This window comes from Pseudomonas corrugata (genome assembly GCF_050920615.1).
Lineage (GTDB): Bacteria > Pseudomonadota > Gammaproteobacteria > Pseudomonadales > Pseudomonadaceae > Aquipseudomonas > Aquipseudomonas corrugata.
Map to the genome: position 1 here is coordinate 2,689,953 of NZ_CP130434.1, position 16,588 is coordinate 2,706,540.

The window sequence follows — 16,588 nt, forward strand, 5'->3', positions numbered from 1 at the left end:
GGGTTATGCGGGATGTGCCGCCGCCAGTAGCTCTCTGGTATAGGGGTGACGTGGCGACTCGAAAAGTTCATGACTTGCCCCTTGCTCGACCACCTTTCCGTCCTTGATCACGATCATGTCGTGGGCCAGGGCGCGCACCACCGCCAGGTCATGGCTGATGAACAGATAGGTCAGGCCGTACTTTTCCTGAAGTTGGCGAAGCAGGGTGACCACCTGTTTCTGCACGGTACGATCCAGCGCCGACGTGGGCTCGTCCAGCAGGATCAAGGCCGGCTTGAGCACCAGGGCCCGGGCAATGGCGATGCGCTGGCGTTGGCCACCGGAAAATTCGTGGGGGTAGCGGTGGCGACTCTGTGGATCGAGACCGACTTCCTTGAGGGCCTGAATTACCCGGGCCTCGCATTCCTGGGCGCTGGATGGGCTGTGAACCTCAAGGCCTTCGCTGATGATCTGCTGCACCGACATCCGCGGGCTGAGGCTGCCGAATGGATCCTGGAACACCACCTGCATCTGCTTGCGCCACGGTCGCAGCTCTTTCTGCGACAGGGCGTCGAGGGCCTGACCCTGGAAGCGGATACTGCCTTCGGATTCGATCAGCCGCAGAATCGCCTGGCCAAGGGTGGACTTGCCGGAGCCGGACTCACCAACGATGCCCAGGGTCTTGCCACGCTGGACTTTCAGGCTGATGCCGTCGACGGCGTGCAGGTATTCCTTGCGCCGGAACAATCCGCCGCCCAGGGCAAAACTCACCCGCAGGTCCTGGACCTGCAGCACGTCTTCGCGCTCGTCCCGGGGCGGGGCTTCACCTTCCGGCTCGGCGTGCAGCAGTTCACAGCTGTAGGGGTGCTTCGGCGCGCTGAACAGGGTTTCGCAGGGCGCCTGCTCGACGATTTCCCCGGCCTTCATCACGCACACCCGCTGGGCGATGCTGCGCACCAGGTTCAGGTCGTGGCTGATCAGCAACAGGGACATGCCCAGCCGTTGCTGGAGGGATTTGAGCAACAGCAGGATCTTGCGTTGTACGGTGACGTCCAGCGCGGTGGTCGGTTCGTCGGCAATCAACAGCTCCGGCTCGCAGGCCAGGGCCATGGCAATCATCACCCGTTGTCGCTGGCCGCCGGAGAGCTGATGCGGGTAGGCCTTGAGGCGTTCGACGGGTTTCTGGATGCCCACCAGGGCCAGCAGTTCCAGGATGCGCTGGCGTGCCGCTTTGCCGCCCAGGCCTTTGTGCAGCATCAGGGTTTCGCCGATCTGCTTTTCGACGCTGTGCAGCGGGTTCAGGGAGGTCATCGGCTCCTGGAAGATCATCGCGATGCGGTTGCCGCGCAGCTTGCGCAGGGTGCTGGTTTGGGTTCCGACCAGCTCCTGGCCGCGATAGCGGATACTGCCGGTGGTACGGCTTTCGGTTGGCGGCAGCAGTTGCAGGATCGAATGAGCCGTCACCGACTTGCCGGAACCCGATTCGCCCACCAGGGCCAGGCACTCGCCGGGGCGGATGTCCAGGCACAGGTTGCGCACGACGGCGTGGTCATCGAAGGCCACGCTCAAGTCGCGGATTTCGATCAGGTTGTCATGCGCGTCCGGATCAGGACCTGGGATCGAATGCATCACGCAACGCCTCGCCAATAAACACCAACAGGGAAAGAATCAAGGCCAGGGTGAAGAAGGCCGTCAGCCCCAGCCAGGGTGCTTGCAGGTTCTGTTTGCCCTGGGCAATCAGCTCGCCCAGAGACGCGCTGCCGGCCGGCATGCCGAAGCCGAGAAAGTCCAGGGCGGTGAGGGTGGAGATCGCCCCGGTGAGGATGAACGGCAGATAACTCAGGGTCGCGTTCATCGCATTGGGCAGGATGTGCCGCACGATTACCTTGCGGTCGGTCAGGCCCAGGGCCCTGGCGGCCTTGACGTATTCGAGGTTGCGCCCGCGCAGGAACTCGGCGCGGACCACGTCCACCAGGGCCAGCCAGGAGAACAGCGCCATGATCCCCAGCAGCCACCAGAAATTCGGTTCGACGAAACCGGACAGGATGATCAGCAGATAGAGCACCGGCAGCCCGGACCAGACTTCCAGCAGGCGTTGCCCCAACAGATCCACCCAGCCGCCGTAATAACCTTGCAATGCCCCGGCGGTGATGCCGATCAGGGCGCTGATGGCCGTCAGTGCCAGGGCGAACAGGATCGACACCCTGGCGCCGAAGATCACTCGGGCCAGCACGTCCCGGGACTGGTCGTCGGTACCCAGCCAGTTCACGGAGGTAGGCGGGCTCGGGGCCGGTTGATTGAGGTCGTAGTTGGGAGTGTCGTCGCTGAACGGGATCGGCGGGAACAGCATCCAGCCGCCGTCCTTGTGAATCAGATTCTGCACGTAGCTGCTGCGGTAGTCGGCCTGGAACGGTAGCTGGCCGCCAAATTCCTGTTCGGTGTGGCGCTTGAACACCGGGAAATACAGCGAGCCCTGATAACTCACCACCAGCGGCTTGTCATTGGCGATCAGCTCGCCGCCCAGGGTCAGGATGAACAGGCCGATGAACAACCACAGCGACCACCAGCCGCGGCGGTTCTTCTTGAAACGCTCGAAACGCCGTCGGCCCAAGGGCGAGAAACCGAACATCAGGCGTTCCTCGCGGCGAAGTCGATGCGCGGGTCCACCAGGGTGTAGCAGAGGTCGCCGATGAGTTTGATCAGCAAGCCGAACAGCGTGAAGATGAACAGCGAGCCGAACACCACAGGATAGTCCCGGGATACGGCTGCCTCGTAGCTCATGCGGCCCAGGCCATCGAGGGAAAAGATCACCTCGATCAGCAACGACCCGGCGAAGAACACGCTGATGAAAGCCTGGGGAATTCCCGATACCACCAATAGCATGGCGTTGCGGAACACATGGCCATACAACACCCGTCGCTCGCTCATGCCCTTGGCCCGCGCCGTGACCACGTATTGGCGGGTGATTTCATTGAGGAACGAGTTCTTGGTCAGGATGGTCAGGGTGGCGAAGCCGCCGATCACCAGTGATGTGACCGGCAGCACCAGGTGCCAGAAATAATCAGTGATCTTGCCCAGGATTGACAGCGATTCGAAGTTGTCCGACACCAGCCCGCGCACCGGGAACCAGTTCAGGGGAGTTCCGCCCGCGAACACCACGATCAGGAACATCGCGAAGAGGAATGCTGGCATGGCGTAGCCGATGATGATCGCCGTGCTGCTCCAGACATCGAAGGCCGAGCCGTGATGCACCGCCTTGCGGATGCCCAGCGGGATCGACACCAGGTAGGTGATCAGCGTGGCCCACAGCCCCAGGGAAATGGTCACCGGCATCTTTTCCAGGATCAGGTCGGTGACCGTGGCGCCACGGAAGAAGCTCTTGCCGAAGTCCAGGCGGGCGTAACTGCTGAGCATCAGCCACAGGCGTTCATGGGCCGGTTTGTCAAAGCCGTATTGTTTCTCGATGTCCTTGATCAGTTGCGGGTCCAGGCCGCGGCTGGCCCGGGAGCTGGCGGTCATGGCATTGCCCGAGCTGCCGACGCTGGCGCCGCCAATACCCTGCAGGTGGGCGATGGCCTGTTCCACCGGGCCACCCGGGGCAGCCTGGACGATGACGAAATTGACCAGCAGGATGATCACCAGGGTCGGAATGATCAGCAGCAGGCGTCGCACTACATAGGCCCACATCAGTGACGTCCTCCAGAGCTGCCACGCCTGATTCGCTCGGCGGTCATCTGCTCATTGGTCAACGGTGTGGTGCTGACTTCCCACCAGCTTTCGATTGCTTCGTCATTGGCGGCCTGCACCTTCGGCATGCCGAAGCGGTTCCACCACACGGTCGAGCTGCCCGGTGGGTAGTAGTTGGGAATCCAGTAGTAATTCCATTGCAACACCCGGTCCAGGGCGTGGGCGTGACGGAGCATGTCGTCCTGGGTGGTGGCCTTGACCAGCCCGTCGATCAGAGTGTCGACGGCGGGGTTCTGCAGGGCCATGTAGTTGTTGGCGCCCGGGTCGTTGGCCGCCGCCGAGCCGAAGTAATTGTAGAGTTCGATGCCGGGCGAGGTGCTGACCGGGTAGCCGGTGACAATCATGTCGTAGTCACGGCTCATCAGGCGATTGACGTACTGGGATGGGTCGATGCGACGGATGCTCATGTCAATGCCGATCTGCGCCAGGGTGCGCTTGTAGGGCAGCAGCAGGCGATCCATGCCGTTCTGGCTGTTGAGGAAGGTGAAGCTCAGCGGCTCGCCTTCGGCATTGACCAGGCGATCACCGTCGGGTTTCCAGCCGGCCTGCTCCAGCAGCGCCAGGGCTTGCAACTGCTTGTCGCGAATCACGCCGCTGCCGTCGGTCTTCGGGGCCTGGAACACCTGGGTGAAGACCTCTTCGGGGATTTTTCCGCGCAACGGTTCAAGGATCTCCAGCTCGCTGGCATCGGGCAGCTGTCGGGCGGCCAGGTCCGTGTTGGAGAAAAAGCTCTGCTGACGCACATAGAGGTTGCGCATCATCTGCCGGTTGCTCCATTCGAAATCCCAGAGCATCGCCAGGGCCTGGCGTACGCGGCGATCCTGGAACTGCGGTTTTTGCAGGTTGAACACGAAGCCCTGGGCGATCTGCGGGGCTTCGGTGGCCAGGTGGGCTTTCTGCAGGCGCCCGTCGCGCAGCGCCGGGCTGTCGTAGCCGATAGAGAAGCCTGTGGCAGAGAATTCGCGGTTGTAGTCGTAGGCGCCGCCGCGCAGCACCTGGCGCGCCACATCAGTGTCGCCGAAGTACTCGATGCTGAAATGGTCGAAGTTATAGAGCCCGCGGCTGACCGGCAGGTCCTTGCCCCACCAGTCGGCGTTGCGTTCGAAGGTAATGCTGCGTCCGGAATCCACCTTGCCGACCCGGTATGGCCCACTGCCCAGCGGCGCTTCATAACCGCCTCCGCTGGCAAAGTCGCGGGTTTTCCACCAGTGCTCGGGAAATACCGGCAGGGTGGCGATGTCCAGGGGCAAGGTGCGGCTTTCGTTGTTCTTGAAATCGAAGCGAACGGTGCGCTCGCCTTCGACTTCGACGCCTTTAACGGCCGCGAACTGGGTGCGATAGCGCAGGCTGCCCTGGGTCATCAGCAGGTCGAAGCTGTAGCGCACGTCCTCGGCTGTGATGGGCTTGCCGTCGGCGAATCGGGCCTTGGGATTCAGGTAGAAGCGCAGGGACAGGCCGTCGTCTGCGCGCTCCATGCCCTGGGCGACCAGGCCGTACACGGTGTAGGGCTCATCCAGGGAGCGCTGGGCCAGGGGGGAATACAGCAAACCGTCGATCTGGCTGACCCCGATGCCTTTGTCGATGTAGGGCAGCAGGTGGTCGAACTGGCCGATCTCGATGGCCGAGCGGCGCAGGGTGCCACCCTTGGGGGCCTGGGGGTTGGCGTAGGCGAAATGGCTGAAGCCCGCGGGGTATTTGGCCGGTTCGCCGTAGACAGTCAAGGCATGTTGCGGTGCGGCAGTCACGCCTGCGGCGCCTGTCAGCAGGAGCGCGGCAGTCAAGAACAGTGAGGAAAACGCCAGTCGCATTGTCAGCCTTAACGCCGGGTAGTCGATGACCACGATTTGTACGCGAGCGGCGCGCTGGTCGCCAGTCCTGTGGTCAGAGGTGTGGCGAGGAGATTGCTGTGGCGAGGGAGCAGCTCCCTCGCCACCGTTACCCTCAGTCCTGGCGGCTGGTCACTTCCAGCAGGTGATAGCCGAACTGGGTCTTGACCGGGCCCTGCACCACGTTGATCGGCGCGCTGAACACGACGGTGTCGAACTCCTTGACCATCTGGCCTGGGCCGAACGAACCCAGGTCGCCACCCTGACGGCTGGACGGGCACGACGAGTTGGCTTTCGCGACTTCGGCGAAATCGGCACCGGCTTCGATCTGAGCCTTGAGTTCGTTGCACTTGTCTTCGCTGGAAACCAGGATGTGGCGGGCAGTGGCTTTGGCCATGGGAAATTCCTTTCAATGGATTTAAAGGGAGTGAGCCTACCGGAATCATTAAAGGGTTTGTTGTCAAAAATGCGTCAAAACCTTGAACCTGCCGATCACAGGCCTGCTTTGCGCAGGCGTTCGGCGTGCCGCACATAAAGTTCCAGCGGGGTTGCCCCCTTGTGCGCGTACCCTGACGGTTGATTGATGGCCTGCATATGATCCATCGGATAGTCGGAGCGGATGACCTTGCCCAGATGCGAGCTGAAACGACCCACCAGGCCATCGTTCTGTCCGGCTTCAGTAATGAAGTACTCGGAAAACGCCCGACAGAATGCCTGGTAAGGGGGCCTTGCCTCGGGTCCTGCGCCGGGTATGTCTTGCAACGTGCCGCTCCAGGAGTAGTAACGCACGCCGTTGACCTGATCCGGTCCTTTGCTTCCCCAACTCCTGGGCAAGCCTTGCGGGTATTTGTCATTGAATGCGCCCACGCCTTCGGTGGTCAGTGCCGCCAATGCGGCGATGGCGTTGTGTGGTAGCTGTGCCTGGCCGCTCAACAATGAAATGAAGTCGACAAATAACGTGGCGACTCTGCTTGCGACATGCTCCGGCAGACGTCCGGGCGTGAGGGCCTTGCGCAGGAAGTCGGCCAGCTCGGAGCCGTGATTGGGGCCGCTGACCGATGTCACCGAGGCGACCTGCCCAGGTGTCAGCGCAGCGGCATAGCGGGACGCCAATGCGCCTTGGCCATGTCCGATCAGGTTGACCCTTGTGGCCCCGGTTCCGCTCAGGACCCGATCAATCTGGGCCAGTAACTCTTCACCCCGAGCCTCATTGGCGTAGGTTGCCGACAGGTAGGGAATGAATACCCGTGCACCGGCGCGGCGCAGTGCCTGCTTGATGCCTTGGAAAAGTTCGGAGCCTGCGACCCTGTCAAACCCGAACAAACCGTGTACCAACAGGATAGGAAATTGAGTGGTTGCATTCCGTTGCATGTTCGTACCTTTTTCGAAGAGGTTCATGTTGAATTTGCGACACCACTGTAATGCAGGCTCCTGCCCTGGGGTGTAGGAAGAAACCGCTGTGGCCGACCGAAAACGGACTAGAGAAGGCCGGAAGAATCAGAAAAGTGGCCGAATGATGTGTTTGGTTTCGGGATGCTTCTGATAGGCCCCGTTGCATGCAGCTACAGTCTCAAGAGCAAGGGGACCACCCACGCTGTCGTCTTGTCTGACTGCGAGCCTGCGAGGAGCGGGGTTTAATGGTTCTATCTGGCGCCGTCAGGAGAAGGCGTCTTCATCCAAGGACTGGAATCCATACATGACCACTGACCCATTTGGCCGGCGAGCCCGGCTTAGCGCTCGGACTAAACTCCGGGCCCCCATCCTGGCGGCAGCGAAGGGCGGGGTGATCAACCCGGCCTGGAGTAAGGTTGCCATCACCCTCAAACCCTATCCGATGATGACGTGCGGCGATGAAGTGCTGCTGTTCTGGCATGGGCTCAATTCGGACGGCGAGCCGTACCGGCATGAGGTCCGCCGGTCCGTCACGGAGCGACAGGTCGGCCGGGACGTCATCTTCGTCGTGCGCGAACCCCACATCGCCGAGCTGGACGGCGGCTCGCTGGAGATCTTTTATCAAGTCACCGGTAAACGACTTCCGGCGCCCATGCATTCGGAGACCCTGCAACTGGTGATCGGTGACGTAGCGCCGCAACTGTTGCCGGCCATTGCCACAGATGCGGTGGGCGGCAGTCTCGATCCGAAGCGTGTCCCCGAGGGCACCTGCGTGACCATTCGGCCCTATTCAAGAATGGCGGTCGGGGACCGGTTGATCCTGATCGGCAGCAGGGACTCCAGGGCACTCTGGCGTGACGTGCTGGACATCGAAGCCCATGCCGTCGGTCGCGAGGTCTCGTTCTGGATAGATCATGCGCTGATCGCCCCGCATCTGGGGCATCACCTGGACCTTTCTTACGTCGTCAGGCGCGGGCATTCCGTACGCCGTGCCGAGTCCTTGTCGCTGCATATCGGCCCTCTGGTCCGCCCGCCGCTGAAAGCGCCCCGGATCCTGGGTCTGAAGGAAGGAGGGCTGGATGTCGACGAACAGGAGAAAGGGGTGAGCGTGATCATCGAGACCGCCGGCTTCGAGATTGGCGAGTTGGTCTGGCTGCAATGCGATGGCAGCTATGCCTATGTCGGCGAGCGCGAAATCGTCCCGGCCAACGTCGGTCAGCCGATGACCTTCGTAGTCCCGGCGGACTATTGGCAGAGTCAACAAGGCAGATCGGTGCGCGTTCGCTATCAGGTCGAGCGCCTGGACGATGTGAGCCAGCCTTTCGCCGGGGTCGAGGTGCATGTGCGCTCCAGGAGCGCCCTCCCGAAGGAGGGCGCGCACGAAGCTCAGTTGGCCGATAGCAACTGACGATGGGCCTGGCGCAGCAGTTGCTCGGTGGATGCCCAGCCCAGACACCCGTCGGTCACCGATACGCCGTAGCGCATCGACGGGCTGATGGGCTGGCAGCCTTCGTACAGGTGGCTCTCGATCATCATGCCGATCAGCGAGCTATTCCCTTCCAGCCGCTGTGCCAACACGTCGTTGAATACCTCCGGCTGACGCGAGGGATCCTTGCCGCTGTTGGCATGACTGCAATCCACCATGATCCGGGCCGGTATTTTCAGACGGCTCAGGTCGCTTTGTATCTGCGCGACGCTCTGGCGGTCGTAGTTCGGGCCGCGGTGTCCCCCCCGCAGCACCAGGTGAGTGTCGGGGTTGCCCTGGGTCTGGATGATTGCAGGATGCCCCTGGCTGTCGACACCGAAATGCCGGTGAGGATGGGCGGCGGAGCGCATGGCGTCGCAGGCGATCCCGACGCCGCCGTCGGTGCCGTTCTTGAAGCCGACCGGCATGCCCAGGCCACTGGCCATTTCCCGGTGGATCTGCGATTCGGTGGTGCGTGCGCCAATGGCGACCCAACTGAGCAGGTCGTCGAAGTAGTTGGCGGCCATGGGTTGCAGCAGTTCGGTGGCGACGGGCAGGCCCAGCTGCAGCATTTCACGCATCAGATCCCGGGACAGGGTCAGGCCGGCGGCCATGTCATCGCTGCCATCCAGATCGGGGTCGTAGGCCAGGCCTTTCCAGCCCACCGTCGTGCGGGGCTTTTCCACATAGGCGCGCATCACCAGCAGCATGCTGTCGTTCACCTCATGGGCCAGGCGAGCCAGGTTGGCGGCGTATTCGAGGGCGGATTTCGGATCGTGGATGGAGCAGGGTCCAACAATGACCAGCAGGCGAGCGTCGTCACCATCCAGGATGGCACGAATGGCCTGGCGATGGGCGTCGACTTGTTGGCTCAACCCGTGGCTGAGGGGCAGTTGGTGTTTGAGCTGCAACGAGCTGGGCAGACGCAGGGTCAGGGCTTCATTGGCAGGGTTGAGCGTGGACAGCGGCAAAGCGGAGACGGACGAATTCATGATCTGGCTTCCTGGGCGAGCAGCGGGTTCGTTCCCGCACCGGCCCTAGTGGGGTGTTCGACAGTTGGCCGTACTGGCCTCAAGTGTTGACATGCCACCGATAGGTGACCGATCGGAGGCGGCAGGCTGTCCCGAGCGGAGGCTGGTAAATCGCCAGGCGCAAAAGTCGTAACGGTAATAAGTGGCGTAGTTCATGGCTTGATCCTCAAAGTTGTCGGTGTTGCAAAAAATACAGGGCTGAAAAAACAAAACCCCCGGTCGGGAGGCCGACCGGGGGTTTATGAACTCTGGAAGGCGACCCGTTTAAAGTGGGCGCCGGTTGGGTATCAGGCGCGCCAGTGGCTAAACCAATACCCAAAATAAAAATTGACCGGAGCAGCAACGCTGTTCGCCCGGACAGCCGCAACCGAGCGCAGGGCGCTGACGGGGCGAAGCGGTGAGAGGGCGTTGAACATGGTCTGTCTCCGATGAATGGTCCCGAGCTTACTCGACGCTGGGGCGCGGGTTCAATAAGAAGTTTCTATCGCCGAGGTGCAATTGTTCATGGTGTTGAGTCTGGCTGGCATTATGACAAACTCGGGTTTTGATCTTTGACGAGGTGGCCATGAGTTTCCAATGGCGTGCGGCCACGGCTACGGACATCGATTTCGTCCGGCAATTGACCTGCGCCAACATGCTGCCGTATTACCTGCGTCATGATTTGCTCTGGCAGGATGAGGCGTTCGACCTGGCGTGGATCATTCGCCAGAACTGGATTATCAGTCGCGAGGATCGGGTGCTGGGGTTTGTCAGTCTCAGCCGTGATGCCCGGGCGCTGTATATCCGGGAGTTGCAGATCGATCAGGCATTCCGCGGGCAGGGTGCCGGTACCTGGGCAATCGGACAGGTCTGGGACATGGTGACCCTGGAACGGCGTCCGGCATTGCGTCTGACGGTGTTCAAGGACAATCCGGCGAGGAAGCTCTATGAACGCATGGGACTATACGTCGCGGGCGAGGATGAGTGTTTCCTGAGGATGCAGCGAGACGCCGGTACTTGAGGCCTCGGATCACTTGTCCCAGGAAGATTCGCTGTAACTTTTTAATGCCTCTTGGCGCTAGGTCTGCCGGCAGCTTTTTGCTAAGGTGTAACGCAGTCCATATAAGACCAAAATGGTGAGGTGTCTGCTTGATTAGGGTGTTAGTGGTCGATGACCATGATCTCGTTCGTACGGGCATTACACGAATGCTGGCTGACATCGACGGTCTGCAGGTGGTTGGTCAGGCCGAATCCGGGGAAGAGTCCCTGATCAAGGCGCGTGAATTGAAACCCGATGTGGTCCTCATGGACGTGAAGATGCCTGGCATCGGCGGTCTTGAGGCCACGCGCAAACTGCTGCGCAGTCACCCGGACATCAAGGTGGTCGCGGTCACCGTCTGCGAAGAAGATCCGTTCCCGACCCGGTTGTTGCAAGCGGGGGCGGCGGGTTACCTCACCAAGGGCGCCGGCTTGAACGAGATGGTCCAGGCCATCCGCCTGGTCTTCGCCGGGCAGCGCTACATCAGTCCGCAGATTGCCCAGCAGTTGGCGATCAAATCGTTCCAACCGACCAACGAGTCTCCCTTCGACGCATTATCTGAGCGGGAAATCCAGATCGCCCTGATGATTGTCGGTTGTCAAAAAGTGCAGATCATCTCCGATAAACTGTGCCTGTCACCGAAAACCGTCAATACCTACCGTTACCGTATCTTCGAGAAGCTTTCGATCAGCAGTGATGTCGAGTTGACGCTGCTGGCAGTGCGTCACGGCATGGTCGATGCCAGCGCCTGATAATGACCGAACCGTTTGATCCCAGTGCTTTCCTGTCCACCTGCAGTGGCCGCCCTGGCGTGTACCGCATGTTCGACGGCGACGCACGCCTGCTGTACGTGGGCAAGGCCAAGAATCTCAAGAAGCGCCTGGCCAGTTACTTTCGCAAGACCGGCCTGGCGCCCAAGACCGCCGCATTGGTGGGGCGCATCGCGCAGATCGAAACCACCATCACCGCCAACGAAACCGAAGCGCTGCTGCTCGAACAGACGCTGATCAAGGAATGGCGGCCGCCATATAACATTCTGCTGCGCGACGACAAATCCTACCCCTACGTGTTCCTGTCCGATGGGGCGTTCCCGCGCCTGAGCATCCACCGAGGCGCGAAAAAGGCCAAGGGTCGTTATTTCGGTCCTTATCCCAGCGCCGGTGCGATTCGTGAAAGCCTGAGCCTGCTGCAGAAAACCTTTTTCGTGCGCCAGTGTGAAGACAGCTATTACAAGAACCGCACCCGGCCTTGCTTGCAATACCAGATCAAACGCTGCAAGGCGCCTTGCGTGGGCTTTGTCGAGCCGCAGGTCTATGCCGAGGACGTGCGCCACTCGGTGATGTTCCTGGAAGGTCGCAGCAATGCACTGACCGATGAGTTGTCGAGCGCGATGGAAGAGGCGGCGATCAACCTCGAATTTGAAAAAGCCGCCGAGCTGCGGGATCAGATCGGTTTGCTGCGCCGCGTGCAGGACCAGCAGAGCATGGAAGGCGGCAGTGGCGATGTCGATGTGATCGCCGCCTTCATCAACCCGGGCGGTGCGTGCGTGCATCTGATCAGCGTGCGTGGCGGTCGGGTGTTGGGTAGCAAGAACTTCTTCCCCCAGGTGGGTATCGAGGAAGACGTGGCCGAAGTCATGTCGGCTTTTCTCGGCCAGTACTACGTCAGCAGTCCGGAACGCGACCTGCCGAGCGAATTGATCGTCAACGTGGTCCACGAGGACTTTCCTAGCCTGATTGAAGCCATTCATACGCTTCGCGGTCGCGAGCTGACCATCAGCCACCGCGTGCGCGGCACCCGGGCGCGCTGGCAACAGCTGGCGGTCACCAATGCCGAGCAGGCCCTGGGTGCGCGCTTGGCTAACCGCCAGCACGTCGCGGCGCGGTTTGATGCCTTGGCTGATGTCCTCAATCTGGACGAGCCGCCGCAACGGCTGGAGTGCTACGACATCAGCCATTCCAGTGGCGAGGCCACCGTGGCGTCCTGCGTGGTGTTCGGCCCGGAAGGCCCGATCAAGTCCGATTACCGCCGCTATAACATCGAAGGCGTGACCGCCGGCGACGACTATGCAGCGATGCACCAGGCATTGATGCGACGCTTCGGCAAGTTGAAGGACGGGGAAGGCAAGCTCCCGGACATCCTGCTGGTGGACGGTGGCAAGGGCCAACTGTCCATGGCCCGCGATGTACTCAATGAGCTGATGGTTCCCGACCTGATCCTGCTGGGTGTGGCCAAGGGGGCCACACGCAAGGCCGGGTTCGAGACCCTGTACCTGAATGACGCGGCCCATGAGTTCACCCTGAAGGGGGACTCCCCGGCGCTGCACCTGATCCAGCAAATCCGTGACGAAGCCCACCGGTTCGCCATCACCGGTCACCGTGCCCGCCGTGGCAAGACTCGCCGCACGTCCACACTGGAAGGTGTGGCAGGGGTCGGCCCGACACGGCGGCGGGATCTGTTGAAACATTTCGGTGGATTGCAGGAGCTGTCTCGTGCCAGCATCGAAGAGATCGCCAAAGCCCCTGGTATCAGTAAAAAGCTCGCAGAGTCGATTTATGCAAACCTGCATAGCGAGTAGAATGCCCGTCAACCTCGCAGCCAGTTGTGCCGATGAATATCCCAAATCTGCTTACCGTTCTACGCGTCCTGCTCATTCCGATCTTCATATTGCTGTTCTATTTGCCGTACAACTGGAGCTACATGGCCTCCGCTTCGGTCTTTGCCGTCGCCGCCGCAACGGACTGGCTGGACGGTTACCTTGCTCGCCGCCTGGAGCAGAGCACACCGTTCGGAGCGTTCCTGGATCCGGTGGCCGACAAGCTGATGGTCGCGGTGGCCCTGGTGCTGCTGGTGCAGGAACACGGCAACCTCTGGCTGACCTTGCCGGCGGCAGTGATCATCGGTCGTGAGATCGTCGTCTCGGCACTCCGAGAGTGGATGGCCGAACTGGGCGCCCGCGCCCAGGTAGCCGTGTCGAACCTCGGCAAATGGAAAACCGCCGCGCAGATGCTCGCCCTGGTCATCCTCCTGGCCAACCCCTCGGACTTCAGCTTCTGGGTGCTGTTGGGCTACGCACTGCTGCTGATTTCCGCCGGCCTGACGCTGTGGTCGATGGTCCAGTACCTGCGCGCCGCCTGGCCGCATCTGCGGACGGATGTGGAGAAGAAATAAAACTTTTTTGAATCAAGGGGTTGACGGCGTAATCTGAATCTATAGAATGCGCCACACCAAGACGCGGGAATAGCTCAGTTGGTAGAGCACGACCTTGCCAAGGTCGGGGTCGCGAGTTCGAGTCTCGTTTCCCGCTCCAGATTCAGAAAAAAGCCACTCAGATGAGTGGCTTTTTTTTGGTTCTTCACGGATTACCGGGAAAGTCGCTCTTGATCTTCATGAAAAAGAATTCGCTGTCCCGGTAGCCGTAGGCCATCCGCTTAATCACCTTGATACGGTTGTTGATTCCCTCCAGTTGACCGGTGTGCATCGGCCACCGCACCCTGCTCAAAATGCCGCGCCAGTAGCCCTTCAGGCGTTTGGAAAACTGCTTTAGTGCCGGTATCGCGCTTTCATCAGCCAGACGCAGCCACTGTTTCCACGCTGATCGCCAGCCCCAAGCGGTAGTCGGTGACCACAGCGCTTTGAGCTCTGCTTTCATCAGGTAAACCGTCATCAACGACTGGTTGGCAGCCAGCAGGTCCTGCAAGTGCACTTGTTGATCTGCGCTCTTGAGATTCTCCGGATTGCGCAACAGCAGCCACCGCGCTTGTTTGATGACCTTGCGCGCAGGTTTGTCATGACGCAGGCGGTTAGCTTCATCGACCCGCACCCGATCAATCACTTCTCGGCCATATTTGGCCACCACATGAAACAGGTCGTAGACCACCCGTGCCTGAGGACAATGCTGACGCACCTCCAGGTCAAACGCGGTATTCATGTCCATCGCGACTGCCTCAATCCGCTTACAGCCCTCAGGTCCCAGTTCTTCGAAGAACGGCCGGACTGCGGCGCGGCTGCGTCCTTCGCCGATCCACAATACCCGGCGGGTATCGGCATCCAGTACGACGCTGGCGTATCGATGCCCTTTGAACAGGGCAAACTCGTCCATGATCAATCGTTTGGGACGGGCGACAGGCAGCTTATCCAGCTCGGCCTGTAGAGCCCGTCGCTCCAGTAATCGCACGCTATCCCAGTGCAATCCGAATAACTGAGCCACATGCAAAGTCGGTAACCGTCGGCAGGTCTGGATGACGGTTTCAGCCAAGCGACGTGTCATCCGGGAGTAGCGATCAAGCCAGCTGACAGCCACCATACGTTTTCCGCAGGCTCCACATCCAACTCGTCTGAGCTCGACGTTAAGCCTTACTGGCCGACCAAGGATAGGCAGGTCTCGGATTAACCGCTGAGAGTATTCATGAGTAGTTGTGCTGGGCTCGTTGCAGCCGCTGCAGGTGGGAAACCGGGTGGCCTGGGGGATGAGATCGATCAGCAGCGCATCACCATCAGGTTTGATGGCGACGACAGAAAAGCCCTCCCAAAACGGAAGGAACGTATTAATATCACGCATAAGAACGCCGGTTTGTTAGATGTGTTTGCTCGCACGAACATCATCAACCAAATCGGCGTTCTTGTTTCTGTGTTTCCCGGGATTTCGTGAAGAACCTTTTTTTGCCTGAAATTTGGGGGGCGCGCGATACCCCAGCAGCGTGGCGAGGTCCCCCCGGTGTCTGGATAGTTGTCGCCTCTCCGAATTTTCCTGAAAAAGCAGATCGGGGGCGGAAAGAGACTGTTCGTGCCGTACTATTCACCTGAACGCAAAGCCGCATTGCTCAAGATGCTGCTTCCTCCGCTCAACCTGTCGATGGCCGAGGTTTCCCGGCGCGAAGGGGTCAGCGAAATGTCTTTGTCGAACTGGCGCAAGCAGGTCGGTTCTGAAGGAAACGCAGTGCCCGATAACACCTCATCGACCCAGAACTGGACAGCCGAAATCAAGTTTGCTGTCGTCCTTGAAGCCGCCGGCCTGTCCGAGATTGAACTGGGTGAGTACTGCCGCCGTAAAGGCCTGTATCCCGAGCAAATCAGCGCCTGGAGGCAGGCCTTCATCAGTGGCCAGAAGACGGAAAAAGCCCAGCAAAAAGACGATCGCGAACAAGCCCGTAAGGACAAGAAACGCATCCAGGAACTTGAGCGTGAACTGCGCCGCAAAGACAAGGCGCTGGCTGAAACCGCCGCGTTGTTGGTGCTGCGAAAAAAGCTCAACGATTACTGGGGGATCGACAACGAGGACAGCTAACGGCTTTGCCAGAGCGGCAGTTACTCGTAACCTGGTTGAATGAAGCGCAAATGGCCGGAGCCCGGAAAATTTATCGGGTGCTGCGGGCTGCGGGTCAACAACAGCATCGAGGTCGTAGCCAGCGCCCGCGACGGCATGCGGCACCGACGACCCACACGGCCAAGGGGGCGAATCAGGTGTGGTCGTGGGACATCACCTACCTGCCGTCGCCGGTGCGTGGCAAGTATTACTACTTGTACCTGATCGAGGACATTTACAGCCGCAAGGCCGTGGGCTGGGAGGTTTACGAAGAGGAAAGCGGTGAGAAGGCGGCTGCGTTGCTGCAGCGTAGCGTGATCGGCGAGCAATGTTTGCATGAACCGCTGGTACTGCACTCGGACAATGGTGCCCCGATGAAATCACTGACGCTGTTGAGCAAGATGCATGACCTGGGCATCACACCGTCACGTGGCCGACCGCGTGTGAGCAATGACAATCCATACTCGGAATCGCTGTTTAGAACGTTGAAATACTGCCCGCAATGGCCGGCAGATGGCTTTGCCAGCCTGGACGCCGCACGCATCTGGGTCAGGGATTTCATGCGTTGGTACAACCACGAACACCGGCATAGCCGGATCCGCTTCGTGACCCCGGCGGAGCGGCATCGAGGGCAGGATCAACAGATCCTGGCTCAGCGTCATGAACTGTACGAGCAAGCCCGAAAGAAAAGCCCGGAACGCTGGTCTGGACGAACACGGAACTGGGAGCCGATAGGCACGGTGCTGCTGAATCCGGATCGAGAGCAGCAGGCCGAGAAAAGAGCAGCATAGTTAGACGGTGACGCGACAACTACCTTGAAAAACG

At 60.5% G+C, this 16,588-nt stretch carries 14 protein-coding genes, 1 tRNA gene and 1 pseudogene; 7 read left to right on the forward strand and 9 right to left on the reverse strand.

Annotated elements, in window-relative coordinates:
• Positions 1-3 precede the first annotated feature (3 nt).
• The 6 genes from QZH45_RS12385 to QZH45_RS12410 all read right to left on the reverse strand — a co-directional run bounded on the left by QZH45_RS12385 (position 4) and on the right by QZH45_RS12410 (position 6,923).
• Complete coding sequence (locus QZH45_RS12385; protein WP_024781225.1) at positions 4-1,608, reverse strand: ABC transporter ATP-binding protein; 1,605 nt, start codon at positions 1,606-1,608, stop codon at positions 4-6.
• Positions 1,586-2,608: an ABC transporter permease gene (locus QZH45_RS12390; protein WP_053191609.1), complete on the reverse strand. Its 1,023-nt coding sequence runs from the start codon at positions 2,606-2,608 to the stop codon at positions 1,586-1,588. Before QZH45_RS12390 ends, QZH45_RS12385 begins: the two co-directional genes overlap by 23 nt.
• Positions 2,608-3,666: a microcin C ABC transporter permease YejB gene (locus QZH45_RS12395; protein ID WP_053191611.1), complete on the reverse strand. Its 1,059-nt coding sequence runs from the start codon at positions 3,664-3,666 to the stop codon at positions 2,608-2,610. The genes QZH45_RS12390 and QZH45_RS12395 overlap by 1 nt, the downstream gene beginning before the upstream one ends.
• On the reverse strand, positions 3,666-5,534 hold the full coding sequence (locus tag QZH45_RS12400; protein ID WP_024781222.1) for an extracellular solute-binding protein: 1,869 nt from the start codon (positions 5,532-5,534) through the stop codon (positions 3,666-3,668). The genes QZH45_RS12395 and QZH45_RS12400 overlap by 1 nt, the downstream gene beginning before the upstream one ends.
• Positions 5,535-5,667: 133 nt before the next feature.
• Positions 5,668-5,949 (reverse strand): peptidylprolyl isomerase, encoded by a 282-nt coding sequence (locus QZH45_RS12405; RefSeq protein ID WP_016774509.1) that lies wholly within the window; start codon positions 5,947-5,949, stop codon positions 5,668-5,670.
• Positions 5,950-6,044: 95 nt separating this feature from the next.
• A complete protein-coding gene (locus QZH45_RS12410; RefSeq protein ID WP_055135948.1) occupies positions 6,045-6,923 on the reverse strand; it encodes an esterase/lipase family protein in 879 nt (292 codons plus the stop codon).
• Positions 6,924-7,248: 325 nt separating this feature from the next.
• Here QZH45_RS12410 and QZH45_RS12415 point away from each other — a divergent pair, with 325 nt between their 5' ends.
• A complete protein-coding gene (locus tag QZH45_RS12415) occupies positions 7,249-8,352 on the forward strand; it encodes a hypothetical protein (RefSeq protein ID WP_237140475.1) in 1,104 nt (367 codons plus the stop codon).
• Here QZH45_RS12415 and QZH45_RS12420 read toward each other — a convergent pair.
• Both QZH45_RS12420 and QZH45_RS12425 read right to left on the reverse strand, forming a co-directional pair.
• Entirely contained in the window at positions 8,331-9,401 is a 1,071-nt protein-coding gene (locus QZH45_RS12420) for a 3-deoxy-7-phosphoheptulonate synthase (protein WP_069018527.1), read from the reverse strand. The genes QZH45_RS12415 and QZH45_RS12420 overlap by 22 nt on opposite strands.
• Positions 9,402-9,727: 326 nt before the next feature.
• Entirely contained in the window at positions 9,728-9,856 is a 129-nt protein-coding gene (locus tag QZH45_RS12425) for a hypothetical protein (RefSeq protein ID WP_279631466.1), read from the reverse strand.
• Positions 9,857-10,005: 149 nt separating this feature from the next.
• On the opposite strand from QZH45_RS12425, the gene QZH45_RS12430 reads away from it, so the two are divergent.
• The 5 genes from QZH45_RS12430 (at position 10,006) to QZH45_RS12450 (ending at position 13,768) form a co-directional block, all read left to right on the forward strand.
• Positions 10,006-10,440 (forward strand): GNAT family N-acetyltransferase, encoded by a 435-nt coding sequence (locus tag QZH45_RS12430; RefSeq protein ID WP_055136144.1) that lies wholly within the window; start codon positions 10,006-10,008, stop codon positions 10,438-10,440.
• A 128-nt stretch (positions 10,441-10,568) separates the two neighbouring features.
• Positions 10,569-11,210 carry a response regulator transcription factor GacA gene (gene gacA, locus QZH45_RS12435; RefSeq protein ID WP_024781217.1) on the forward strand — a complete coding sequence of 214 codons (642 nt, stop codon included), beginning with the start codon at positions 10,569-10,571 and terminating at the stop codon, positions 11,208-11,210.
• Between the two features lie 2 nt (positions 11,211-11,212).
• Complete coding sequence (gene uvrC, locus QZH45_RS12440; RefSeq protein ID WP_055136145.1) at positions 11,213-13,036, forward strand: excinuclease ABC subunit UvrC; 1,824 nt, start codon at positions 11,213-11,215, stop codon at positions 13,034-13,036.
• 32 nt (positions 13,037-13,068) lie between these two features.
• Positions 13,069-13,629, forward strand: a complete 561-nt coding sequence (pgsA, locus tag QZH45_RS12445; protein WP_024781215.1) for a CDP-diacylglycerol--glycerol-3-phosphate 3-phosphatidyltransferase — start codon at positions 13,069-13,071, stop codon at positions 13,627-13,629.
• Positions 13,630-13,692: 63 nt separating this feature from the next.
• Positions 13,693-13,768, forward strand: a tRNA-Gly gene (locus QZH45_RS12450).
• Between the two features lie 45 nt (positions 13,769-13,813).
• Here QZH45_RS12450 and QZH45_RS12455 read toward each other — a convergent pair.
• Positions 13,814-15,019, reverse strand: coding sequence for an ISL3 family transposase (locus QZH45_RS12455; protein ID WP_069018529.1), 1,206 nt, complete (start codon positions 15,017-15,019; stop codon positions 13,814-13,816).
• Between the two features lie 267 nt (positions 15,020-15,286).
• Between QZH45_RS12455 and QZH45_RS12460 the strand changes: the two are divergent.
• A pseudogene (locus QZH45_RS12460) lies at positions 15,287-16,554 on the forward strand (IS3 family transposase).
• Positions 16,555-16,588 lie beyond the last annotated feature (34 nt).